14 protein-coding genes and 1 tRNA gene are annotated in these 21,070 nt (G+C 66.7%); 5 read left to right on the top strand and 10 right to left on the bottom strand.

The features are described 5' to 3' along the window. Window positions 1-212 precede the first annotated feature (212 nt). Both ACQY46_RS07845 and ACQY46_RS07840 read right to left on the bottom strand, forming a co-directional pair. Window positions 213-1,637 carry a sigma-54-dependent transcriptional regulator gene (locus ACQY46_RS07845; RefSeq protein WP_428699697.1) on the bottom strand — a complete coding sequence of 475 codons (1,425 nt, stop codon included), beginning with the start codon at window positions 1,635-1,637 and terminating at the stop codon, window positions 213-215. Window positions 1,638-1,689: 52 nt separating this feature from the next. Beyond that, a complete protein-coding gene (locus ACQY46_RS07840) occupies window positions 1,690-3,555 on the bottom strand; it encodes an ATP-binding protein (protein ID WP_428699696.1) in 1,866 nt (621 codons plus the stop codon). Window positions 3,556-3,611: 56 nt separating this feature from the next. On the opposite strand from ACQY46_RS07840, the gene ACQY46_RS07835 reads away from it, so the two are divergent. The 3 genes from ACQY46_RS07835 (at window position 3,612) to ACQY46_RS07825 (ending at window position 8,703) form a co-directional block, all read left to right on the top strand. Continuing rightward, window positions 3,612-4,766 carry an acyl-CoA dehydrogenase family protein gene (locus ACQY46_RS07835; protein WP_428699695.1) on the top strand — a complete coding sequence of 385 codons (1,155 nt, stop codon included), beginning with the start codon at window positions 3,612-3,614 and terminating at the stop codon, window positions 4,764-4,766. A 192-nt stretch (window positions 4,767-4,958) separates the two neighbouring features. Beyond that, entirely contained in the window at window positions 4,959-5,786 is an 828-nt protein-coding gene (locus ACQY46_RS07830; protein ID WP_428699694.1) for a universal stress protein, read from the top strand. A 202-nt stretch (window positions 5,787-5,988) separates the two neighbouring features. Beyond that, entirely contained in the window at window positions 5,989-8,703 is a 2,715-nt protein-coding gene (locus tag ACQY46_RS07825; RefSeq protein WP_428699693.1) for a bifunctional acetate--CoA ligase family protein/GNAT family N-acetyltransferase, read from the top strand. 9 nt (window positions 8,704-8,712) lie between these two features. On the opposite strand, the gene ACQY46_RS07820 is transcribed toward ACQY46_RS07825, so the two are convergent. From ACQY46_RS07820 to ACQY46_RS07785, 8 genes are all read right to left on the bottom strand, one after another. After that, window positions 8,713-10,386, bottom strand: coding sequence for a thiamine pyrophosphate-binding protein (locus ACQY46_RS07820; RefSeq protein ID WP_428699692.1), 1,674 nt, complete (start codon window positions 10,384-10,386; stop codon window positions 8,713-8,715). 127 nt (window positions 10,387-10,513) lie between these two features. Further along, a complete protein-coding gene (locus tag ACQY46_RS07815; protein ID WP_428699691.1) occupies window positions 10,514-10,894 on the bottom strand; it encodes a hypothetical protein in 381 nt (126 codons plus the stop codon). Between the two features lie 490 nt (window positions 10,895-11,384). Next, entirely contained in the window at window positions 11,385-11,930 is a 546-nt protein-coding gene (locus tag ACQY46_RS07810) for a GcrA family cell cycle regulator (protein ID WP_428699690.1), read from the bottom strand. A gap of 264 nt (window positions 11,931-12,194) precedes the next feature. Then, on the bottom strand, window positions 12,195-12,617 hold the full coding sequence (locus tag ACQY46_RS07805; RefSeq protein ID WP_428699689.1) for a hypothetical protein: 423 nt from the start codon (window positions 12,615-12,617) through the stop codon (window positions 12,195-12,197). 172 nt (window positions 12,618-12,789) lie between these two features. Beyond that, window positions 12,790-13,209 (bottom strand): hypothetical protein, encoded by a 420-nt coding sequence (locus ACQY46_RS07800; protein WP_428699688.1) that lies wholly within the window; start codon window positions 13,207-13,209, stop codon window positions 12,790-12,792. A gap of 276 nt (window positions 13,210-13,485) precedes the next feature. Next, window positions 13,486-13,562 (bottom strand) — tRNA-His (locus tag ACQY46_RS07795). 247 nt (window positions 13,563-13,809) lie between these two features. Beyond that, window positions 13,810-14,325: a phasin gene (locus ACQY46_RS07790; RefSeq protein ID WP_428699687.1), complete on the bottom strand. Its 516-nt coding sequence runs from the start codon at window positions 14,323-14,325 to the stop codon at window positions 13,810-13,812. A gap of 361 nt (window positions 14,326-14,686) precedes the next feature. Then, the gene (locus ACQY46_RS07785) at window positions 14,687-15,022 is read right to left on the bottom strand and encodes a phasin family protein (RefSeq protein ID WP_428699686.1); all 336 of its coding nucleotides are present in this window, start codon (window positions 15,020-15,022) and stop codon (window positions 14,687-14,689) included. Between the two features lie 467 nt (window positions 15,023-15,489). On the opposite strand from ACQY46_RS07785, the gene ACQY46_RS07780 reads away from it, so the two are divergent. Beyond that, complete coding sequence (locus tag ACQY46_RS07780; protein ID WP_428699685.1) at window positions 15,490-19,950, top strand: ATP-binding protein; 4,461 nt, start codon at window positions 15,490-15,492, stop codon at window positions 19,948-19,950. A 131-nt stretch (window positions 19,951-20,081) separates the two neighbouring features. Beyond that, window positions 20,082-21,044 carry a threonine dehydratase gene (locus ACQY46_RS07775; protein ID WP_428699684.1) on the top strand — a complete coding sequence of 321 codons (963 nt, stop codon included), beginning with the start codon at window positions 20,082-20,084 and terminating at the stop codon, window positions 21,042-21,044. Window positions 21,045-21,070 lie beyond the last annotated feature (26 nt).

The following is a 21,070-nucleotide window of genomic DNA, read 5'->3' as shown; positions in this document are numbered from 1 at the left end:
GACCCCGTCGCGGCCTGTCTTGCCATCCTCGCCAGCCCTCCCAGGCAGGCGATTGCAATTCCCATGGCAATCACCATGCCAGTTGGCCGCGGCCACGCGCAACCCGCGCCGCTCCTCAACAAAAGATTAACGGACAGCCGGGACAGCGCGCGCCCTCAGGCAACATATTGCCGATAAGACGGAGGCCGTCGGCAAGATCTTGCCGACGCGGCTCATGCATCGGCCGAAGGGTCGATGTCCCCGCGACTGAGACCAAGGCGCGTCATCTTCTCGTTGAGCGTACGGCGCGGCAGGTCCAGTTCGGCCAGAACCGCAGCGACGCTGCCGCCGTGGCGGCGCAGCGCGTCCGCGATAATCCGCCGCTCATACCCCTCCATCAGGTCGCGCAGGCGCCCGTGCGGTTGCATGTCCGCCGCCTCCCGCGCCCCGCCTGCCAATGTGCGCAAGGCCGGGGCGCCCATCGGCGTGTTGAGGACATAGCGTTCCGCCGCGTTGCGCAACTCGCGCACATTGCCCGGCCAGTCATGCGCGAGCAGGAAGGCGGCATCGTCGGCGGAAAGCGGCGCGGGCTCGATCCCGTAGTCGGAGGCGAAGCGATTGACGAAACTGTCGAACAGGAGCCGCGCGTCGCCGCCGCGCTCGCGCAGCGGCGGAATGCGGATCTCGACGGCATTGAGCCGGTAGAGCAGATCCTGTCGCAGCAGGTTTTCCGAGACCGCGCGATGGGGATCCATGTTGGCGGCGCTGACAACGCGGATATCGACCCGTGTCGTGCCCCGCCCGCCGATCCTGTCGACCTCCCGTTCCTGCAGGACGCGCAAGAGCTTGGGCTGCAGCGCCAGCGGCATCGCCGAAATCTCGTCGAGAAAAAGTACGCCCGCCTCGGCCTGCTCGATGCGGCCGGCACGTGCCTGACCCGCTCCCGTGAAGGCTCCGGCCTCGTGGCCGAAAAGCTCCGCCTCGACCATGGTCTCCGGCAGGGCGGCACAGTTCAGGGCGACGAACGGACCGCCCGCGCGGGCCGACAGGTCGTGCAGGGCGCGCGCCACGACTTCCTTGCCGGTCCCCGTTTCACCGACGATCATCACCGAGGCATCGGTCGCCGCGAAATGGGAGATCTGCTCGCGCAGGGCGCGCATCCGCGCGGATTCCCCGATCAACCGCGCCGCCAGACCGTTCAGATCCTGGAGGCGTCGGGTCAGGCTGCGGTTTTCAAGCACCAGGCGGCGGCGTTCGACCGCCCGGCGCACAACGGCGGCGAGAAGGTCGGGATCGAACGGCTTCTCGATGAAGTCGGCGGCCCCCTGGCGCATGGCCTCGACCGCCATCGGCACATCGCCATGGCCGGTCATCAGCACCACCGGCAACTCGCTGTCGATCTCCTTCACCCGGCGCAGGAGATCGACTCCGCTGGCTCCGGGCAGCAGCACATCGGAGACGATGCAGCCGGGAAAGGCCGCGTCAATCCGCGCGAGCGCGGCTTCCGCGTCGACGGCCTCGACCGGCTCGAACCCGGCCAGCCGCATCCACTGGCGCAGGCCGGCGCGCATCGACGGGTCGTCGTCGACGACCAGCACCGGCGTCCGGTCGATCGCGGCCGGTGCTGTCCCCGGTGTGGTGTCAGTGTCCCTGCTCATCAGCCCCAGCCCCGTGGCGCGGATCGGCCGCCATTTCCCTGAAATCCGCCCGTCATTGGCGCGCAAGCGGCAGCGACAGGACGAAGCAGGCGCCGCCCGACCGCCCCTCGCGCACGCTCAGGCCGCCGCCGAGGTCTTCGACGATCCTGGCCGAAATCGCAAGTCCCAGGCCAAGACCGGCTGCCGCGGGCTTGGTCGTGAAGAAGGGCTCGAAGATCCGCTCGCGCAGCTCTTCGGGAATGCCCGCGCCATTGTCAGCGACCTCGATCATGGCGCACCCTCCCTCGCTCCAGGCGCGCGCCTCGACACGCGGCTCGGCTTCGCCCTGGCAGGCATCGATGGCGTTGCGGATCAGGTTGACCAGAACCTGCTCGACCCTGAGCGGCGCGGTGGTCGCCAGGAGGTCGGCGGAGGTCAGGTGCAGGTGCAGCGCCACGCCGGTTTCCTCGACGCGCGGCCGCACCAGCTTGGCGCTGGTCTTCAGGCAATCCCGCAAATCCACCGTCTCGATGCGCGATTCCCCCGGTCGGGCGAAGCGCTTGAGTTCCTGCGTCAGGCTCGCCATGCGCAGGCGCAGGGCGTCGATCTCGTCGAGGTTCTCCAGCACTTCCGCCGCCTCGCCGCGCTGGTGATAGAGCCGCGCACCGGAGACGAACATGCCAAGCGCCGCCAGCGGCTGGTTGAGCTCATGCGCCACCGCCGCCGACATCTGGCCGACCGCCGCAAGCCGGCTTGCCCGCGCCAGATCCGCCTGGGTCTCGCGCAATTCGCGCTCGACACGGCGGCGTTCGTCCACCTCGTCGACAAGGCGCCGGTTGAGGTCGCGCAGGCCGGCCGCGTCCTGGCGCAGACCCGCCGTCACCCGGCCGAGCCGCCGGCTGCGCAGGAACAGCAGTGCAACCGCATAGACCAGGATCAGCGCGAAGGCGGCCGCCCAGACCGTCCCGCGCGGGGCACGCACCTCCGCGAGAGGCGTGAAGTAGTGGATCGACCAGTCGAGCAGGCCGACCCTCAGCCGTGCCTGCCGGTAGGCCGTCCCGCCGATTTCAAGATCGGTTGCATGCGCCGGTCCCTCCTGAAGGCTTTGCAGCCGTTCGCCGCCATACTGGCGGTCGGAGCGGATCGCGGCGACCACCATGTCATCGAGCGGCGCGATCGAGGCATAGCGCCAGTCGTCACGGGTGCCGAGGAAGACGACCCCGTGGACATCGGTGACGATCACCGTCTCGCCGCCCTCGAGCCAGTTGCGCTCCAGCCGGTCCATGTCGACCTTGACCACCACGACGCCGCGTGGCCGCACCCCGGACGGCGTGGAACGCGCGAAGAAGAAGCCCGGCTCGCCGGTCGTCGCGCCGACGGCGAAGAAGCGCCCCTCCTCGCCCTCGAGCGCCGCCTGGAAATACGGGCGGAAGGCATAGTTGCGGCCCATGAAGGAATTGGCCGTATCGAAATTGCTGGCGGCAACCGTCAGGCCGTTCCGGTCCATCACGTAAAGGGCGTCCGCTCCCGTGGTCGCGGCAAGGTCCTTGAGGAAGCGGTTGGCGGCATCCGTCTCGTCCGGATCGGAAAGCACCCCGACGGCGCGCGGATCGCGGGCGACGATGTAGGGCAGGTAGCGGTACTTCTCCAGCTCCCGCAGGATTGTCTCCCGGTAAAGCGTCAGCCGCTCGCGGGCGCCCGCGTCGCTGCGCTCGCGCGAGCGTTCCTCCGCCCAGTCCGCGGCAAGGACGGCGGCGGCGAGCACCGCCAGCGGCGGCAACACAAGCACCAGCCTGCGCAAGACCCGCCGCGACAGGCGCAGGCCCAGGACCGGCCATGACGCATCCGGCCGGGCGACGCTCGCGCCGGTTGCATCCGCCGCCGCCGCCTCGGGCGTGGACACGGCCGGAGCCTGCCCGTATGAATTTGCTGTTGTCATGATCAATCGTAGCGGCCGTGGGCCGCGGTTGCCACCATTGCCCTGAAAGGACGCAGATGCAGTTTTCACTGAGCGAGGAAGAGTATCTCATCCAGGATACGGCGCGAAAGCTCGCCGAGGACAGGATCGCGCCGCTGGCCGAGGAACTGGACAAGGGTGAGGGCCGGGAGGCCTTTCTCGCCAATCTGAAACTGCTTGCGGAAAACGGCTTCATGGGCCTCAACGTGTCGCCGGACCACGGCGGAACGGGAGCCGGCACGGTCGCCTTCGCGCTTGCCGTGGAGGAGCTTGGCCGTGCATGCGCCTCGACCGGGGTGACGGTGTCGGTCTCCAACATGGTCGCGGAAGTCATCCAGGCCGTGGGAACCGATGAGCAGCGGGCAACCTACCTGCCGAAGCTGACCGACGGCACCTATTCCGCCGGCGCTTTCTGCCTGACGGAGGCCGGCGCCGGGTCGGACCCCTCCTCGATGCGCACCCAGGCCGTGCGCGACGGGGACGACTACGTCCTCAACGGCGCCAAGCTCTACATCACCTCGGCGGAATATGCAGGCGTCTTCGTCGTCTGGGCGGTGACGGACAAGGCCGCCCCGAAAGGCAAGGGCATCACCTGTTTCCTGGTCGAGGCGGGCACGCCCGGTCTCCTCATCGGCAAGGCCGAGAAGAAGATGGGCCAGACGGGCTCGGCGACCAACGAAGTGCTGTTCCAGGACTGCCGCGTGCCGGAAAGCGCCATTCTGGGGCGCCCGAACGACGGCTTCCGGATCGCGGTCGGCGAGCTTGCCGGCGGGCGGATCGGCATCGCCTCGCTGTCGCTCGGCATCGCCCGCGCTGCGATGGATCGGGCCAAGGCCTATGTGAAGGAACGCCGCCAGTTCGACAGGACGATCGCCGAGATGCAAGGCGTGCAATGGATGATCGCCGACCGCGAGACGGAACTCGAGGCGGCAAAGCTCCTGATCCTGCAGGCGGCCGCACTCAAGGATGCCGGCAAGCCCTTCGCCCGGGAAGCGTCGATGGCCAAGCTGTTCGCCTCGGAGGCCGCGCAGAAGGCGACCTACACAGCGCTGCAACTGCATGGCGGCGCCGGCTACATCCAGGACTATCCGCTGGAGCGCCTGGCCCGCGATGCACGGATCACGACGATCTACGAAGGCACCTCGGAGATCCAGCGCCTGGTGATCGCCCGCGAAGCGCTCAAGTCCGTCTAGTCACCCTGATCCGAGGTTCGTTTCACGGCGCAGCATGCTCCGGGCGAACTTCGGATCGACCACACCAGCAGGTGATTGATCCCGGATTGATCCCGGTCAAAGATCGGCCTTCGTCTTCGTCCTAGATATAGGCAACTTTCATGGAGGCTGCGGCATCGCGCCGGAGCCTCCGTTCAAGGAGGGACGTATCTCATGGCGATCAAGGACATCCTCACGCTGGTCGATCTTGCCGGCAAGCAGCAGGCGGCACAGGTGGCCCTGCAACTGGCGGCCCGGACCCAGGCGCACGCAACGGGCCTGACCGTCGCGTTCGAGCCGGTCGTGCCCGGTTTCATCGCAGGTCCGATGCCGGCCGACTACGTCGCCATCGCCCGCGACCAGGCCTTGCGGGCGGCGCATACGGCGGGCGAGGCCTTTGCCGAACTGGCGCGCAAGGCCGGCGTTTCCTCCGAGACACGCATCGCCGAGGTGATCACCGGCGGCTCGGCGGAAGCGGTGCTCGCCCATTGCCGGCTGACCGATCTTGTCGTCGTCGGCCAGGACAATCCGGACGAACCCGAGCCCATGCGTGAAATGCTGATCGAGACGGTGCTGTTCGAAGCCGGCGTACCGGTTCTGGTGGTGCCCTATATCGGCGGCGGCCTGCCGATGAACAATGTCATGGTCGCCTGGGACGGCAGCCCGACGGCAAGCCGGGCCGTGCATGCCGCGATGCCGATGCTGCAGATGGCGAAGAAGGTCACCGTGATGATCGTCGAGACCGGACGCCGGCACGATGGCGAACCCGGCGCCGACATCGCCACATATCTGGCCCGGCACGGCCTGTCGGTCACGATCGACGTGGTCCCGCGCCCCCATTCCGGCGTCGCCGACGCGATCCTGAACTATGTCTCGGACCATTCCGTCGACATGATCGCGATGGGTGGCTACGGTCATTCGCGCATGCGCGAGTTCCTGTTTGGCGGGGCGACCCGCGACATTCTCGCCTCGATGACGGTCCCGGTGCTGATGGCGCACTGACACCGGAGAGAAGTCCGCGTTCCCCTCACGCCAGGCCGCGTCCCGCGGCCGGCGTGGTGGGAGGGCGCCGCCATTCGGGGGGATGGCGGCGCCTTTGACTTGCTCCCCCCATCGCCACATTGTCTCTGAAGAACAGGCAGCTCCCGCACGGCGCGGGTTTCGACGTCCCTGACGCGCATTGCCACCTGCATGAGACGGGCCCATGACGATCCGAAATCTCGACGCCCTGTTTCGCCCGCGATCGATTGTCGTCGCCGGCCCCAACCGCCTCGGCGCGGAGGCATTGGAGCTGTTGCTGCGGCGGATCTCCGAGGGCGGTTTTGCCGGCACGAAGACCGTGGTTGGATGCGGCGAGGAACTGCCGGACGGCTATCGGCCGAAACGACGCATTTCGGACATGCAGGAGGGCGCGGAGCTCGCCATCCTGCTCGGCGCGCCGGAGGAGGCGGCGGCCACCGTCAAGACGCTCGCGGCATCGGGAACGCGCGCGGCCGTGGCTCTTTCGCCGCACTATGACCGGTGGCGCGACGCCGACGTCACAGCGACGCTGCAGGCCGGACAACCGGCAACACTACGTCTTCTGGGACCCGGCAGCCTCGGCGTCGCGGCGCCTCTGGCCAATGTGTCCGCGCATCTGGGTGCCTGCGACGCGCATCCCGGCGACCTGGCCTTTATCGCCCGCTCCGGCACGGTGGCGAACGCCACCCTGTCCTGGGCGGCGGCGAACGGGGTGGGCTTTTCAGGCGTGGCCTCGCTCGGGCAGCGCGCCGACATCGACGTCTCGGACATGCTCGACTGGTTCGCGCTCGATTACCGCACGCGCGCCATCCTGGTTCATCTGGAGACCATCGCCAATCCGCGCAAGTTCCTGTCGGCGGCGCGTGCCGCCGCCCGTTCCAAGCCGGTGGTGGTGCTGCGGTCCGGCGCCAGCCGGGAGGTGAGCGGCGAACGCGTCACTCACGCGGGACGGATCGCGGTGGCCGATGCGGTCTATGATGCCGCCCTTGCACGCGCCGGCGTCCTTCGGGTCGAGGATATCGACGAGATGTTCGAGGCGGTGGAAACCATCAGCCGGGTGAAGCCGGTCAGCGGACGACGGCTCGCCATCGTCGCGACGGGAGGCAGCCTTGCGACGCTGGCCGCCGACCAGTTGCAGCGGCAGGGCGGGGTTCTGGCCGAACCTCATCCCGACACGGCCAGCGCACTCGCGGCCAGCCAACGCCCCGGACATCCCGCATCGAATCCCCTGTGCCTGTGCGAGACCGCCGGTGCGGAGGCCTATGCGCAAGCCGCCGGCGCATTGCTGGCGGACCGCAATGTCGATGCGGTGCTCGCGGTCGTCGCCCCGTCCGCCTTCACCTCGCTGGAAGACACCGCCAACGCGCTGGCGCATGCGGGCTCCGCCGGAGGATCGGCGTATGGGCGACGAAAACCGCTGCTGGTGGCGCTGACGGCCGGCGCACCGCTGCCGCGCAAATCGCTCGACCGGGCGCGCATCCCCTGCCATGGCAGCGCATCGGAGGCGGTCCGCGCCTTCATGCATCTGGTACGCTATGCCGACGGGCGCGACATGCTGATGGCCGCACCGCCCAGCCTGCCGGCGGATTTCCAGCCCGACCCGGAAACGGCCCGCGATGTGGTGCGCATGGCGCTTTCGCGCGGGCAGCAATGGCTTACCCCGCCGGAAATCCACAGGATACTGGCGGCCTACGGCATCTCGCAGGTGGAGACCCGACTGGCGCGAAGCCCGCAAGAGGCGGCGTCCATCGCCGCGGAACTGATGCAGACCGGCGACAGGATCGCGGCAAAGCTCGTGTCCCCGCAACTGCCCTTCAAGTCGGATGTTGGGGGCGTCCTGCTCGACCTCGACACGCCGGAGGCGGTGGAGAGCGCCGCCAGGGACTTGCTCGCCCGCATCGCCGAAACCCATCCCGACGCAGAGATCACCGGCATCGCGCTGCAGCCGATGTTGCACCATGCCCATTCCAGCGAGGTGTTCATCGGCCTCGCCGACGACCCGACGTTCGGCCCGGTCCTGCTCTTCGGCCATGGCGGCACCGGCGTCGAGGTAATGGGAGACATCGCAATCGGACTGCCGCCCCTCGATCTCAACCTTGCAGAGGCGATGGTGCGCGGAACCCGTGTCAGCCGCCTGCTCGAAGGTTTCCGGAACCGCCCGGCGGCGGACATGCACGCCATCGCCCTGACGCTGGTCAAGGTGGCCCAGATCGCCGTCGACATTCCCGAAATCCGCGAGCTCGACCTCAACCCGCTGATCGCCGACAGCCGTGGCGTGACGGTGCTCGATGCCCGCATCGCCATCTGCGAGGCGCGGGTGCATCCCGGCCGCCGCCCGACGTCGCGGCTGGCGATCGCTCCCTATCCCAAGGAATGGGAACGGGACCTGGCGCTGAAGGACGGTACGCGCGTCGACATTCACCCCGTCCGGCCGGAGGACGAGGACCGTTATCGCCGCTTCTTCGAGAAAGTGTCGCCGGAGGACCTGCGCCTGCGCTTCTTCGCGCCGGTCAAGGAGTTCAACCACGCCTTCATGGCGCGTCTCGTGCAACTCGACTATTCGCGCGCCATGGCCTTCGCCGCCTCCGACCCGGAGAGCCGCGACATTCTCGGCGTGGTGCGGCTGCATGCCGACCCCGACCATCGCACCGGCGAATACGCGATCCTGGTTCAGTCCTCGCTGAAGGGACAGGGGCTCGGCTGGGCCTTGATGCAGATGATCATCGACTATGCCGCGGCCGACGGCATCGAGACGATCAAGGGCGAGGTGCTGAAGGAGAACACCACCATGCTCGCCATGTGCACGGCGCTCGGTTTTTCCGTCCGCTCCTCGCCCGACGACGATGCCATCGCCGAGGTGACCCTGCCGGTGTCCCCGGCAGGAAGGCCTGCCGATTGAGACGGCGCCTCAGCCGGCGCGGATCTGGCTGAGCGAGCGAACCGGCGTGATCGCCTCCGGATCGAGCTTCAGATGCAGCAAGGCCGGCTTACCGGATGCCGCCGCGCGCTCGAAGGCCGGCGCGAATTCAGCCGCCGTTTCCACCGTCTCCGCATGGGCGCCATAGGCGCGGGCGAAGGCGGCAAAATCCGGATTGACCAGCGTCGTCGCCGAGACACGCCCGGGGAAGTCACGCTCCTGATGCATGCGGATGGTGCCATACATGCCGTTGTCGACGACAATGGTGATAATCGCGGCCCCCTCCTGCGCCGCCGTGCCGAACTCCTGCATGGTCATCTGCAAGCAGCCGTCGCCGGCAAAACAGACCACCATGCGCTCCGGATATTTCAGCTTGCCGGCGACCGCCGCGGGAAGGCCGTAGCCCATCGAGCCGCTGGTGGGCGCGAGTTGTGTGTTGAGGCGGCGAAAGCGGTGGAAGCGATGCACCCAGGTGGCGTAATTGCCAGCGCCATTGGCCAGGATCGCATCCTCGGGCAAGTGCTGCTCGAGCCAGTCCATCACCTGCGCCATCTGCAGCGCGCCGGGCACCTGCGGCCGCGCGCCCGACCAGGCGAGATAGTCGGCATGGGCCGTCCCGGCCGCTCCGTCCCAGGCAATCGCGTTGGGCGGCTGAAGTGCCTCGAGCGCCGCGCAGAAGCCGTTCGGCGTCGCGTGGATGGCAAGGTCCGGCAGGTAGACGCGGCCGAGTTCCTCGGCCCCGGCATGGACATGCACCAGGGTCTGGCTCGGCTGCGGAATGTCGAGCAGACCGTAGGACTGGCTTGGCATTTCCGACAGGCGGCCACCGACGAGCAGCAGCAGGTCGGCCTCGCGAACGCGCTCCGCCAGCTTCGGGTTGATGCCGATGCCAACGTCGCCGGCATAGTTTCCATGCAGGTTGTCGAACAGCATCTGGCGGCGGAAGGAGCAGGCGACGGGCAGTTGGAAGCGCTCGGCAAAGCGGGTGAAAGCCGCCCGCGCACCCTCGCTCCAACGGCTGCCGCCGAGGATGGCGAGCGGACGCTTCGCCGCCCACAGGCGCTTCTGCAGATCGGCCATCTGGGCAAGCGAGGGATGCGTTTCCAGCGGCGTGAAGGCCGGCAACGCGGACACCTCGGCACTCTCCGCCAGCATGTCCTCCGGCAGCGCCAGAACGACCGGGCCGGGGCGGCCGGACGTCGCCACATGATAGGCCCGCGACAGCATTTCGGGGATACGGGCGGGGCCCTCGATCTCGGCCACCCATTTGGCCATGCCGCCGAAGAACTGGCGGTAATCGACCTCCTGGAAGGCGTCGCGCCCGCGCATGCCGGTCTCGATCTGGCCGACGAAGAGGATCATCGGCGTGGAATCCTGCTGTGCGACATGGACACCGGCGGCCGCGTTGGTAGCCCCCGGGCCGCGCGTCACCATGCAGATGCCCGGCCGGCCCGTCATCTTGCCGAAGGCCTCGGCCATCATCGCCGCGCCGCCCTCCTGGCGGCACACGGTCACAGGGATCTCGGCGTCATGCAGCGCATCGAGGACAGGAAGATAGCTCTCGCCGGGAACGCAGAAGATGCGGTCGGCTCCCAACTGCTCGAGTGCCCTGACAAGCAGGGCCCCACCGGTGCCGGTGATCCGGCGCGCCGCACGCTTTTCCATGTCGATTGTCCCCGATCAAGCAGAGTGTTGCCCTTTCGATATACAACGGCGGCGCAGATCGGCGCAAAGGCACGAGACTCCGTTTCCAATTCCGGTCCGGAATGAACTTTATCCCGAAGCCGGAAACTCAGAGATCCTGCACGGTCACGACCTGGAACGTGTGCAGTTCGCCGTCCTCGTCCTTGATCGAAACGTACTCTCCGGGGCGGAAGGGGTGTGCGCCGAAACGGTATCCCGCCTCGTCGTCCTCATCGCCGTCGATATCGTAGTGGAAGGCCCAGGAGCCGCCCGGGCGATGACGGAGGTGTCCGATGTCCTCTTCCTCGTCGGCCCAGAACCGGCGCACCCGGCACTCGCCCCTGTGCTTCTTCCATCCCCCCGCGTCGATGTGATCGTCCGCATCGAGAGGAGCGATGAACTCGTAGCCATGCCGGGCCGAGCCGTTCGGGAATTCCCGGGTGCGGGCCAGGTTGAGGCGGATCTTCTTGAGGCCGGAATGAGTGGTCATGGATGTCGGAGCTCCTGCTTTCCGCTGGGCGAATATTAGCAGTTTCAACGGGATCGGGCATCCCGCAATGAGCGAGATCAAATTCGCCGCAAAGCCCCTCTCCGGCAGAAGCCGGACATGAAAAGGTGAGGGCCGGAACACCGGCCCCTCTCCGGCCCAGGCCGGACATGAAAAGGCGGGGCCGGAACACCGGCCCCTCTCCGGCCCAGGCCGGACATGAAAAGGTGAGGGCCGGAACACCGGCCCCTCTCCGGCCCAGGCCGGACATGAAAAAGGCGGGGCCGGAACACCGGCCCCTCTCCGGCCCAGGCCGGACATGAAAAAGGCGGGGCCGGAACACCGGCCCCTCTCCGGCCCAGGCCGGACATGAAAAAGGCGGGGCCGGAACACCGGCCCCGCCTGGGGCAAACGCATCTGCCTGGGAGGGAGGAAGCAGGGAGCGTCGTACCCGAACCGTTGGGCCCGAACCGTTGGGCCCGAACCTTTGCGCTCAGACCGCGATGGCGCGCAACGGAAGAGCGACAGGCGCCGAGGCCGTCTTCTCCGCCGGGCGGCGGCGACGCACACCCTGATATGCGAGCCGGTGATGGAATTCGCAGTAGGAACGGTTGTTCTCCGCGTCCTGGCTGCAGAAGTGGAAATCGGCGTCCGACGGATCGCCGATCGGCCACTTGCAGGTGCGGCTGGTCAGCGTCATCAGCGTGATGCGGTCCTCGGCGGCGACATCGGAGTGCGCAACATCGAAGCTCTTGTGCGCTGTGCCGAAGTCGAGGCCGCGGCGATACTGGACATCCGACGCGGTATCGCGAGGCGCCGGCTTTCCGCTGACGAAGGCGAGCGAAGGCTTGCCGCGCTGGACGCGGGGCTTGGGACGGTGGCTGGTCGCAGGAGACCGCTTGGGCAGACCCATGCGATGGGCCTTGCCGATCACCGCGTTACGGGTGACGCCCGCCATAACATAGGCGATCTGGCTTGCGCTGAGGCCTTGCAGCCAGAGCTTCCTGAGCAGATCTTCGCGTTCCTGTGTCCAAGCCATGTTCAGCCCCACTTCTTCTTGTCACCTGGCGGAGACGGTTACGCGGGTACACATCTCTCCCGTTCCGCCGGAACCCTTTTCTGGGGTACCGACGGCCGCCAACTCGTTTCTGTTGCGATAGCGACCGAGATCGCCGTGATGGGGACCCTGGCGGATACCGCCTTTCGGGCCACGTGCCGTTCGATGAACTCGCCATCGACTATGCGTAACTTATAGTGAACAAATCCTTAACAAGTCAATCTAAAGCTCTTTTCATTTTGGTTTTTACTTATTTTTCTCAAGTATTATTGCCGTAAGTGATTTTACTATGATATCCAATACATCTTTCTGAAAAATTTTATTTGAATTTTCTTCTTCTTGTTCAGGATGAGCAAATCTCATCTCAGGAGATATAGAAAACAAAAGCTTGTTGTTAGATCTCCTCATGCATATCATTCCGTCTTCACACATTTTATCAACTTTTCTGCGCACAGTTGAATACGGAATATCTGTCTCTTCAGAGATTACCTCAATATCCGGGTCGATCTTGTTTGCATTCGCGATTGCAATTGTCGTCAGTATCATCAACTGACCCAGGTCTTTTACTTCATACTCCTCCATGAACCGGAACATGAGACTGAAGAACATCTCATAGAGGCGGAGTATCCGGTGAGCCTGAGTCGAAAGTTCTTCATCCTGCGATGACATCGGCGCCTCCTTGGTGCCTTACATTCGTCATTTTGACGAATGTTGCCCGCTTTGCGCATGGATTCGCACGCATGCAACAACGGGTTCTCGACTTGGCTCCATATTCCCCAGGGTAATTCGGGCTTTAATTCAGCTTTTCCACAAATTTTAACCAAACCGGCCTTGCGGCGCCTCAATCGTTCGCCACGTCGAAAACCATCGCCATCACCGCCCGCACCATGTCGACGCTCATGTCAGGGTCCGTGCGCTCGGCGGATTTTCCGCAGGCCGCCTCCGTCGACCATAGATAAACGACCGACTTTCCGCGTCGTTCCTTGGCAATCCGGCCGTCATCGAGATAGGGGCGCAAGCGCCGCTCGACCGTCGAACGTGAGGTGCCGAGCTTTTCCGCCAGCAGCTCGGCATCCATCGGCGCGCCCCTCAGGTCCGCTATGGCGACCAGCACCAGCAGCAGAACGTCGGAAACATCGCGCACCTCGAGCCGGTCGCTGATCTGCAGCGTGAGGTCGTAGTAGGTCTCGAGCAGGCGCCGCATGCGGTAGGCGGTCGCGTTGCCACCGGCCGGCATCGGGGTTTCCGCTTCACTGTCCATGTCCCCTCCCCGCGTGACATCGGTCTCGCGAACAGACGGCCTTCAAAGAGGGCTGGCCATCGGCGGTCACGCGACGCTTGCACGCAGGCTCAAGGGTGCCTCAAGAGCGCCCGGCGACGCAAGCCGGGCGGAACCGCGCGGATCCCGCACGCACGCATCGACAGGAGGTCGCTCGAAACGCGGAAGCCGGCAGCGCCGCGCAGACAGCAGCGCAAGGCCCGGTGGGCCGGAGGCAACACGCTCGACAGGACAGGGGGGGGAAGACAGGGAGGCGAATGGTACAGACGGTTGGAGTTGAACCAACGACCTTCGGAGCCACAATCCGACGCTCTAACCAACTGAGCTACGTCTGCACGTCAATTCGGTGGCGGAAACTAGTTTGAAAAGCGGGGGAATGCAAGAGGCAGTACCGAGCATTCGCTACACTCGTCCACAGCATGGAAAAGCGTGTGCAAAAGCGCGAGAACCGCGTCCCGCGCCCTCTCCGCAAGGCCTTGCCGGAATGCCCGGTCGCAGGTGCGACAAGGCGGGCCGGCCGACAAAAAAGAACCCGGGCCGTGGGCGGCCCGGGTTCCGGTCTGCTTCAGGTCACGCCCGTGGTCAGGCCGCCTTGAAGTCCTTGGTCGTCTTCTCGACGGCACCCTTGAAGGTCTCCGTCACTTCGCCGGCCAGCTTGGAGGACAGCTCCTGCATGTCCTTGGCCTGGGCGCTGAACGCGTCGAACTGGCTGCGGGCGAACGACGTCTGCAACTCGATCGCCTCGGCCAGCGTCTTCACCTCGAAGAGGTTCTTGACGAACTGGAAGGTCGCATCGGTGTTCGACTTCGCGGCGTCGACGGCCTTGTGGTTGAAGTCGAGGACACCGCGGCGGGTGGTCTCGAAACCGTCTTCCATGAGGTCGGTCGCGTCCTCGGCAACCGTCTTGAGCTTGGAGTAGGCCTCACGGGCCTGCTCGATGCTCTTCTCGGCCATTTCGCGCGTCACGGCGGGGATTTCCATCTTGGGCATGTTGAAAGCCTCGAAGTTCGGGAATGCGGAAACCGTCGCATCGACGGTCTTGGCGGTCTTTGCACGCGGCGCCTTCGGCGCAGCGGCTGCGGTCTTCGTCTCGGTCATGATCTCAACTCCTTTGGCCGGGGCGCGCTTGAGCAGCGTCCCGCGCCTTGCGGGGAATTTTTTGCGATCTCAACGCCAACGCGCCGATCGCCATCTACAGGAGGATACATAGCAAGACTTATTGTGCATTGCAACATAAATATTGCGACGCACAAGATCACCGCCCCGGAAACCGGACCGGAAACGGCCGCACGCGGCGGGCCCTGGCCGGGCCGCCGCGTCCGCCAAGACGCCTGTCATGTCGCAAGCCGGGGTTGCGGCGGCGGCCGCCGTGACGCGGTCGCCCGCCGCGATATCCGCAGTGTGCGGCCGCGCCTCTTCAGCCCGTCACCGCAACCGCCAGTCTTCGCGCGCGCGTCTTTTAGCCGCGCGTTTTCTTCGCCGCATCCTGGGCGGTCCTTGCCGCCTTGTCGCCGAGATCGCGGACCTGCTCGCCGAGCGCCTCCATCTGCTTGCGCAGATATTCGCTCTGCAATTTCATCATTTCCTGCACGTCGCCGGCCCGCACCATCTTCTGTGCGAGATCGAATGCGGCGGAGACATGCTCCTCCGTGTATTCCAGCGCGGTGCGGCCCATGTCATCGGCGCCCGCCTTCACGGTCTGCGCCGTATCCTCGGCGCTGCCGACGGCCTTGCGCGTCGCGCTCATGTAGTCGTCGAAAGCCTTGCGCGCCTGGCCAACGCTCTGATCGGCCATTTCTCGCATCTGTTCAGGGATCTCAAAGCCGCTCTTGTCGCCTTTCGCCACGATGCCTCTCCTTGCCGTTGTTGATCATATGCCCAGACGCCAGGGGATCTTCGCCCGCCGGCACCGGCCTTCGATCCTAGAGGAAATAGCGCCCAAGGGGAGCCCCCAGATCTCTGTCCGGCACCGCTTCGCAGGCAGGCGTCATGCCAATGCCCGATTCCCGGGATTAACCACACTTGAAGAGAATGGCGGCATTCGGGGTGCTTGGCGTGGACGACTCGGATTTGAAACGATATTTACTCTTTGTTTACCGCGTGAGGCGTTAACGGAATGCGGTATGTACGCGCGGGTTTGCGTCGAAGCCCTTGAGAGACGGGGATTTCGGCCGTGCCGCGCGACCACCGCCCGGGTTCCGGCCGCGTATCGCGTTTGAGGGAACCACCGGCGAGCACCGCAACGGCGGAGAGAGCGTGCCCATGAACAGCCAGTTGAGCACCTTCATGGCGTTGAGCGGCCTCGCTGCCGCCAACATCTATCTCACCGACCCCCGTCCTGCCTGGATATGGGCGGAGGACGGGAAGAGCATTCTGTGGGCCAATCCGGCGGGCGCCGCGTTTTTCGGCGTCGACAGCCTGTCCGGGCTCGCCGACCTGACCGGCCTGGCCCGCGCGCCGGCCCGTCCTCATATCGCCCGCGTTGCCACATCCGGTCCCGTCGATCGCGACACGACCGACCGCCTGCGCTTCTATCGCGGGCTGCGGGTGATGCTTCTTACCTGTGCTTGCCGCCGCCTCGTGCTGGCGGACGGGAGCAATGGCGCGCTCATCGTCGCACTCGACGCTCCGGGGACCGCCGGCGCGCAGGATGAGAGCGCATTGCTCGCCCTGATCTCCCATTCCTCGCATGCCGCGTTTCTCTACCGCCGCGACGGCAGCGTGCAGTCCGGCGACGCCGGGCTCGCCGGTCCAGATCTCGACACCGTCAAGACGGCGCTGCGCAGCGCCAAGCATGCGCCCTTGCGCCGGAGCTTCGAGATCGAGGGCGCCGATCGCGACGCCTCGGTTCTAATGCTCGACACCGGGTCGATCCTGCTGCTCGCCGACATGACGAACGCCGGCGGCGTGGAGAAGACCGCTCCCATCGCCGACGTCCCTGTCGCCGACGTCCCTGTCGCCGACGCGGCTGCCATGGCCATGTCGCAGGAAGACCCGGACGGGTTCGAGCCGGAAACTGATGGGGACATTGCTTCAGCGGAAGCCGAGGCGCCGACGGGCGCTCCGGTTTCACAGGAAGAAGCCCCGCAAGACGAAGTCCGGCAAGACGAGACCGTGCCGCCCGGCCCGACCGAGGCCGACACCCGCACGCCGGAGCCGGCTCCCGCGCGGCGACGCTGGGCGCAGGGCGGCCTTTTTGCCTTCGCCAGCGGCACCCGGTTCCTCTCCTCCTCGCGCACGGCCGACAGGCCTGCGGACGAGATCTCCGCAGACGCCGCGCAGCTGCCGCCGGCGGGCACCGAGCCTGCCTATGAGGCGTTTCCTGGAGACGACGACGCAAGCGGCGACGTTGAGACCGCCAGCCAGCCGGAAGGGCTGTCGCCGGTGCCGGATCACGCCGACGGGGACACGGAAACCGCCGCGGCCGGCACGGAGCAGGCGGATACCGAGCGCGACCCACAATTCCCGGCGGATGCCGACGACGCTCTCGGTCTCGTCGGGGTCGACGACGCTCCCGATCTCGTCGGGGTCGACGACGGGGACGCCGGCCAGGACGAAGAGGATGCCGGTGCGCGAGCTCATGCAGGGCTTTCCACCTCTCCTGCCGAAGAGGCAAACGAGCGCGCGGCTGCCGATGACGGCGACCTTGCCGACGACATCCTGGGCGCCGGCGAGCTGACGTTCGACGACCTCGCAGCCACAGGCGAGGAAGCCCACGCGGCAGTCGACGGGCAGGCCGATGTCGATGCGGCCGACGAGGTGACTGAAGAAGAAGACGAGACCCCGGCTCCGCCTCACACGGGACCGGATCATGCGGACGACGCCGTTCCCGCCGTTGACCTGCCGGCGGCGGCCGCTTCCGGCTTCCTGTTCGACGCGCGCGAGCGTCCGGTGCGTTTTGCCTGGAAGATGGATATCGACCGGCGTTTCACCTTCCTGTCACCGGAATTCGCCGAGACGCTCGGCCCCGAAGCGGCCGACGTCGTCGGGCTGACCTGGGAAGAAGTGGCGGAACGCTTCGACCTCGATCGCGACGGCCGGGTATCGGCGGCGCTCAGGCGACGCGACACGTGGAGCGGCCGCACCGTCGCGTGGCCGGTCAGCGGCGCGGCCCTGCGCGTTCCCGTCGACATGGCAGCCCTGCCGGCCTTCGACAGGCAACGCATCTTCGAAGGCTTTCGCGGGTTCGGCGTCTGTCGCACCGGCGAGGCGGTGGACGACACCGACGCCCTCGGCACACGCCTTGTCATGCGCCCGACCCTGGAGGCCGTCAGCGCCGATCCGGCAGAGCCGGAGGAGGCTTCGGTCGCGGAGGAGCCGGTTGCCGACGACCTGATGCCTGATCTGCCGGTTCTTGCCGACGACGAGGCGGATGTCGCGGACGCAACAACCGCGGCGACGATTGAGGCCGATGCCGTTTCCGCCGCGGATACCGACGCGCCCACGATCATCGACGAAGGTTTCGAGCCGGAGCCGGAAGAAACCGGGCCCGAAGAGCCCGCCGCAACCGGTCTCCCGGGCGATGATGCAAGGGAAGAGTTCGCCTTGCAGCCTGCCGGGATGCACGGGATCAGCGCATCCGACGACGACATGCCCGCTGCCGAAGACAGCGCCCCCGGAACCGAAGATGACGACGAGGACATCGGGTTTTCCGGGCTCGCGGAGAACGCGCTTCCAGAAAGTCCGGAAGAAGAGCCGGACGCTGCCGACGAGGACGAGCACGCGGCGGGCGCGCTGCCGCTGGATGAGGTCGATGCGGACGCCGCAGCCCTGGCCGACCTGCTCCACCACACGGCAACCGATAGCCCCGCAGCCGACAACCCGGCCACCGACAGCCTTGCGAACCGGGAAGACGCGCCGGCCGGCACGGGTCCCGCGCCCGATGAAACCCCGATCCCGTCTGTCCGGTCCGCTTCGTCCTACAGGACCGAGGCCACGGACACCTCGCGCCTGTCGAAGCCCGAAAGGGAAGCTTTCCGCAAGATCGCCGAGGCGCTCGGCGCGCGTTCCGAATCCGACGAACCGGTGATGCTCGCCGCCGCTCCGCAGGACAGCGCGCCGACCGTTGCAACGGATGGTGCGAAAACGGACGCGGATCTCGTGGAGGCCGCCAAACCGACGGAAGACATCCCCGCTCCTGACGAAGACGATCTCGCGAGAACGCCGGCACCGGCCAATGTCGCGAGCCTTGGCATCATCCCGCGCGCTCCGGCCGGCACCACCCGGGCGGCGCGCACCAACCTGCTCGACAAGCTGCCCGTGGGCGTCGCCATCATCGACGGCGAGGACGTGGACTACGCCAACGCCACCCTGCTCGACCTGCTCGGCTACCCCGATCTCGAGGCGCTGCATGCCGTCGGCGGGCTCGACGCGATCTTCGCCGAGCCGGAGGACTGGCCAAGTTCGCTGCCAGGCGCGATGACGGAGCGCACCATGCGCATCCGTCTGGCCGATGGCGGGGCGAAGCCGGTCAAGTCGCGCCTGCACAGCGTCGCGTGGAAAGACGGTACGGCGCTGATGATGTCGCTGCTCGACCGCCACGATCCGGCGCAGGAAGCGGCGCTCGACCGGTTGCACGAGACGCAGTCGTCCCTGTCGCTTGCCGAGGAGCATCTTGCCGAGATGGACGCGGTGCTCGAGACCGCGACGGACGGCGTGCTGATCCTCGACGAAGGCGGCCGCATCATGAAGGTGAACCGGTCCGCCGAAGCGCTGTTCGACGCGGCGCGAGAGGACATGGTCGGCGCGCCGCTCAACGACTATCTGGCTCCCGAAAGCCACCGCGACGCGAGCGACTATCTCGACGGCCTCGCCCGCAACGGCGTCGCCAGCGTGCTCAATGACGGGCGCGAGGTGATCGGCCAGCTGCGCTCGGGCGGCCTGATCCCGCTGTTCATGACCATCGGCCGGGTCGGCCACGGCGCGGAAGGCCCGCGCTTCTGCACGGTGCTGCGCGACATCACCCAGTGGAAGACGGCGGAAGAGGAACTGACGGATGCAAAGCGGCAGGCGGAGAACGCCAGCTCGCAGAAGTCGGACTTCCTCGCCAAGATCAGCCACGAGATCCGCACGCCGCTCAACGCCATCATCGGTTTTTCGGAAGTGATGATGGAAGAGCGCTTCGGCCCGGTCGGCAACGAGCGCTACAAGGGCTACCTGCGCGACATCCACAATTCCGGCTCGCATATCATGAGCCTGATCAACGACCTGCTCGATCTCTCGAAGATCGAGGCGGGCAAGCTCGACCTTACCTTCGAGGCGGTCTCGGCGAACGACATCATCCGCGAATGCGTCGCCCTGATGCAGCCGCAGGCCAATCGCGAGCGGGTGATCATTCGCGCCAGCCTGCCGACCTCCGTGCCGAAGATCGTCGCCGACGGCCGCTCGGTGCGCCAGATCGTGCTGAACCTTCTGTCCAACGCGATCAAGTTCAACCAGCCCGGCGGCCAGGTCATCGTCTCGACCGCACTGGAAGACAGCGGCGAGGTTATCCTGAGGGTTCGCGACACCGGGATGGGAATGAGCCACCAGGATCTGGCCGCGGCGATGGAGCCTTTCCGCCAGTTGCACACCGCACGCCACGGCGGCGGCACGGGCCTCGGCCTGCCGCTGACCAAGGCGCTGGTCGAGGCGAACCGGGCAAGCTTCCGCATCGATTCGGAAGTCAATCACGGCACGCTGATCGAGGTCACCTTCCCGCCGCAGCGGGTGCTTGCCGAGTAATCCGGCGGGACGACGCCGACGCGCCGGGCAACAGGTCCGGCGCGGATTGACCCTTGCACGCTTCCTTGCCAGTGTGGTCGTCCCTCCTCTGGTCGCGCGCCGCAGGCCGCGCCCGTTCTCGCGGACACGCCATGCTCACTCTTGCCGCAATCGAAGACGCAGCCGACATCGTCTACCGGTCAATGCGTCCGACCCCGCAATATGCCTGGCCGCTGCTGGCCGAGGCCGTGGGCGGCCCCGTGTGGGTCAAGCACGAGAACCACACGCCGACCGGCGCGTTCAAGGTGCGCGGCGGCCTCGTCATGCTGCACGAACTGGCCCGGCGCTCGACACGCGGCACCGGCATCGTCTCGGCCACCCGCGGCAATCACGGACAGAGCCTCGCCTTCGCCGCGAGCCGGCACGGCATCGCCTGCACCATCGTCGTTCCTCGGGGAAACTCCACCGAGAAGAACGCGGCGATGCGGGCGTTCGGCGCGGAACTCGTCGTTGAGGGCGAGGATTTCGACGCGGCCAAGGCGCATGCGAAGGCGCTGGCCGAGGAGCGCGGCCTGTTCATGGTGCCGAGCTTCCATGCCGATCTCGTGCGGGGCGTCGCGACCTATGCGATGGAATTCCTGCGGGCGGTGCCGGATCTCGATGTGGTCTATGTGCCGATCGGGCTGGGATCGGGCATTTGCGGGCTCATCTCCGCACGCAACGTCCTCGGCCTCACGACCAAAATCGTCGGCGTTGTGTCCGACAAGGCGGATGCCTACGCGCGCTCCCTCGAGACGGGCAGGCTGACCGAGACGGCCAGTGCCGCGACCTTTGCCGACGGCATGGCGGTGCGTTGTCCGGACGAAGCCGCGCTCGCCGTGATCCGGGCCGGTGCGGAGGACATCGTGCGCGTCAGCGACGACCAGGTGGCCGAGGCCATCCGCCTCTATTACCGCACCACGCACAACCTTGCCGAGGGCGCGGGAGCCGCTCCCCTCGCCGCACTGATGGCCGACGGCAAGCGGGGCAAGACGCCCGGCGTCATCCTTTGCGGCCAGAACATCGACACGACCTGGATGTGCGACGTACTCGCCGGACGGACGCCGTCGCCCTGACGGAGCAGGCATTTTCCCGCAAGGCC

It is taken from the genome of Stappia sp. (assembly GCF_965276915.1).
Classification (GTDB): Bacteria; Pseudomonadota; Alphaproteobacteria; order Rhizobiales; family Stappiaceae; genus Stappia.
This window is presented reverse-complemented; position numbering and strand designations above follow the sequence as displayed.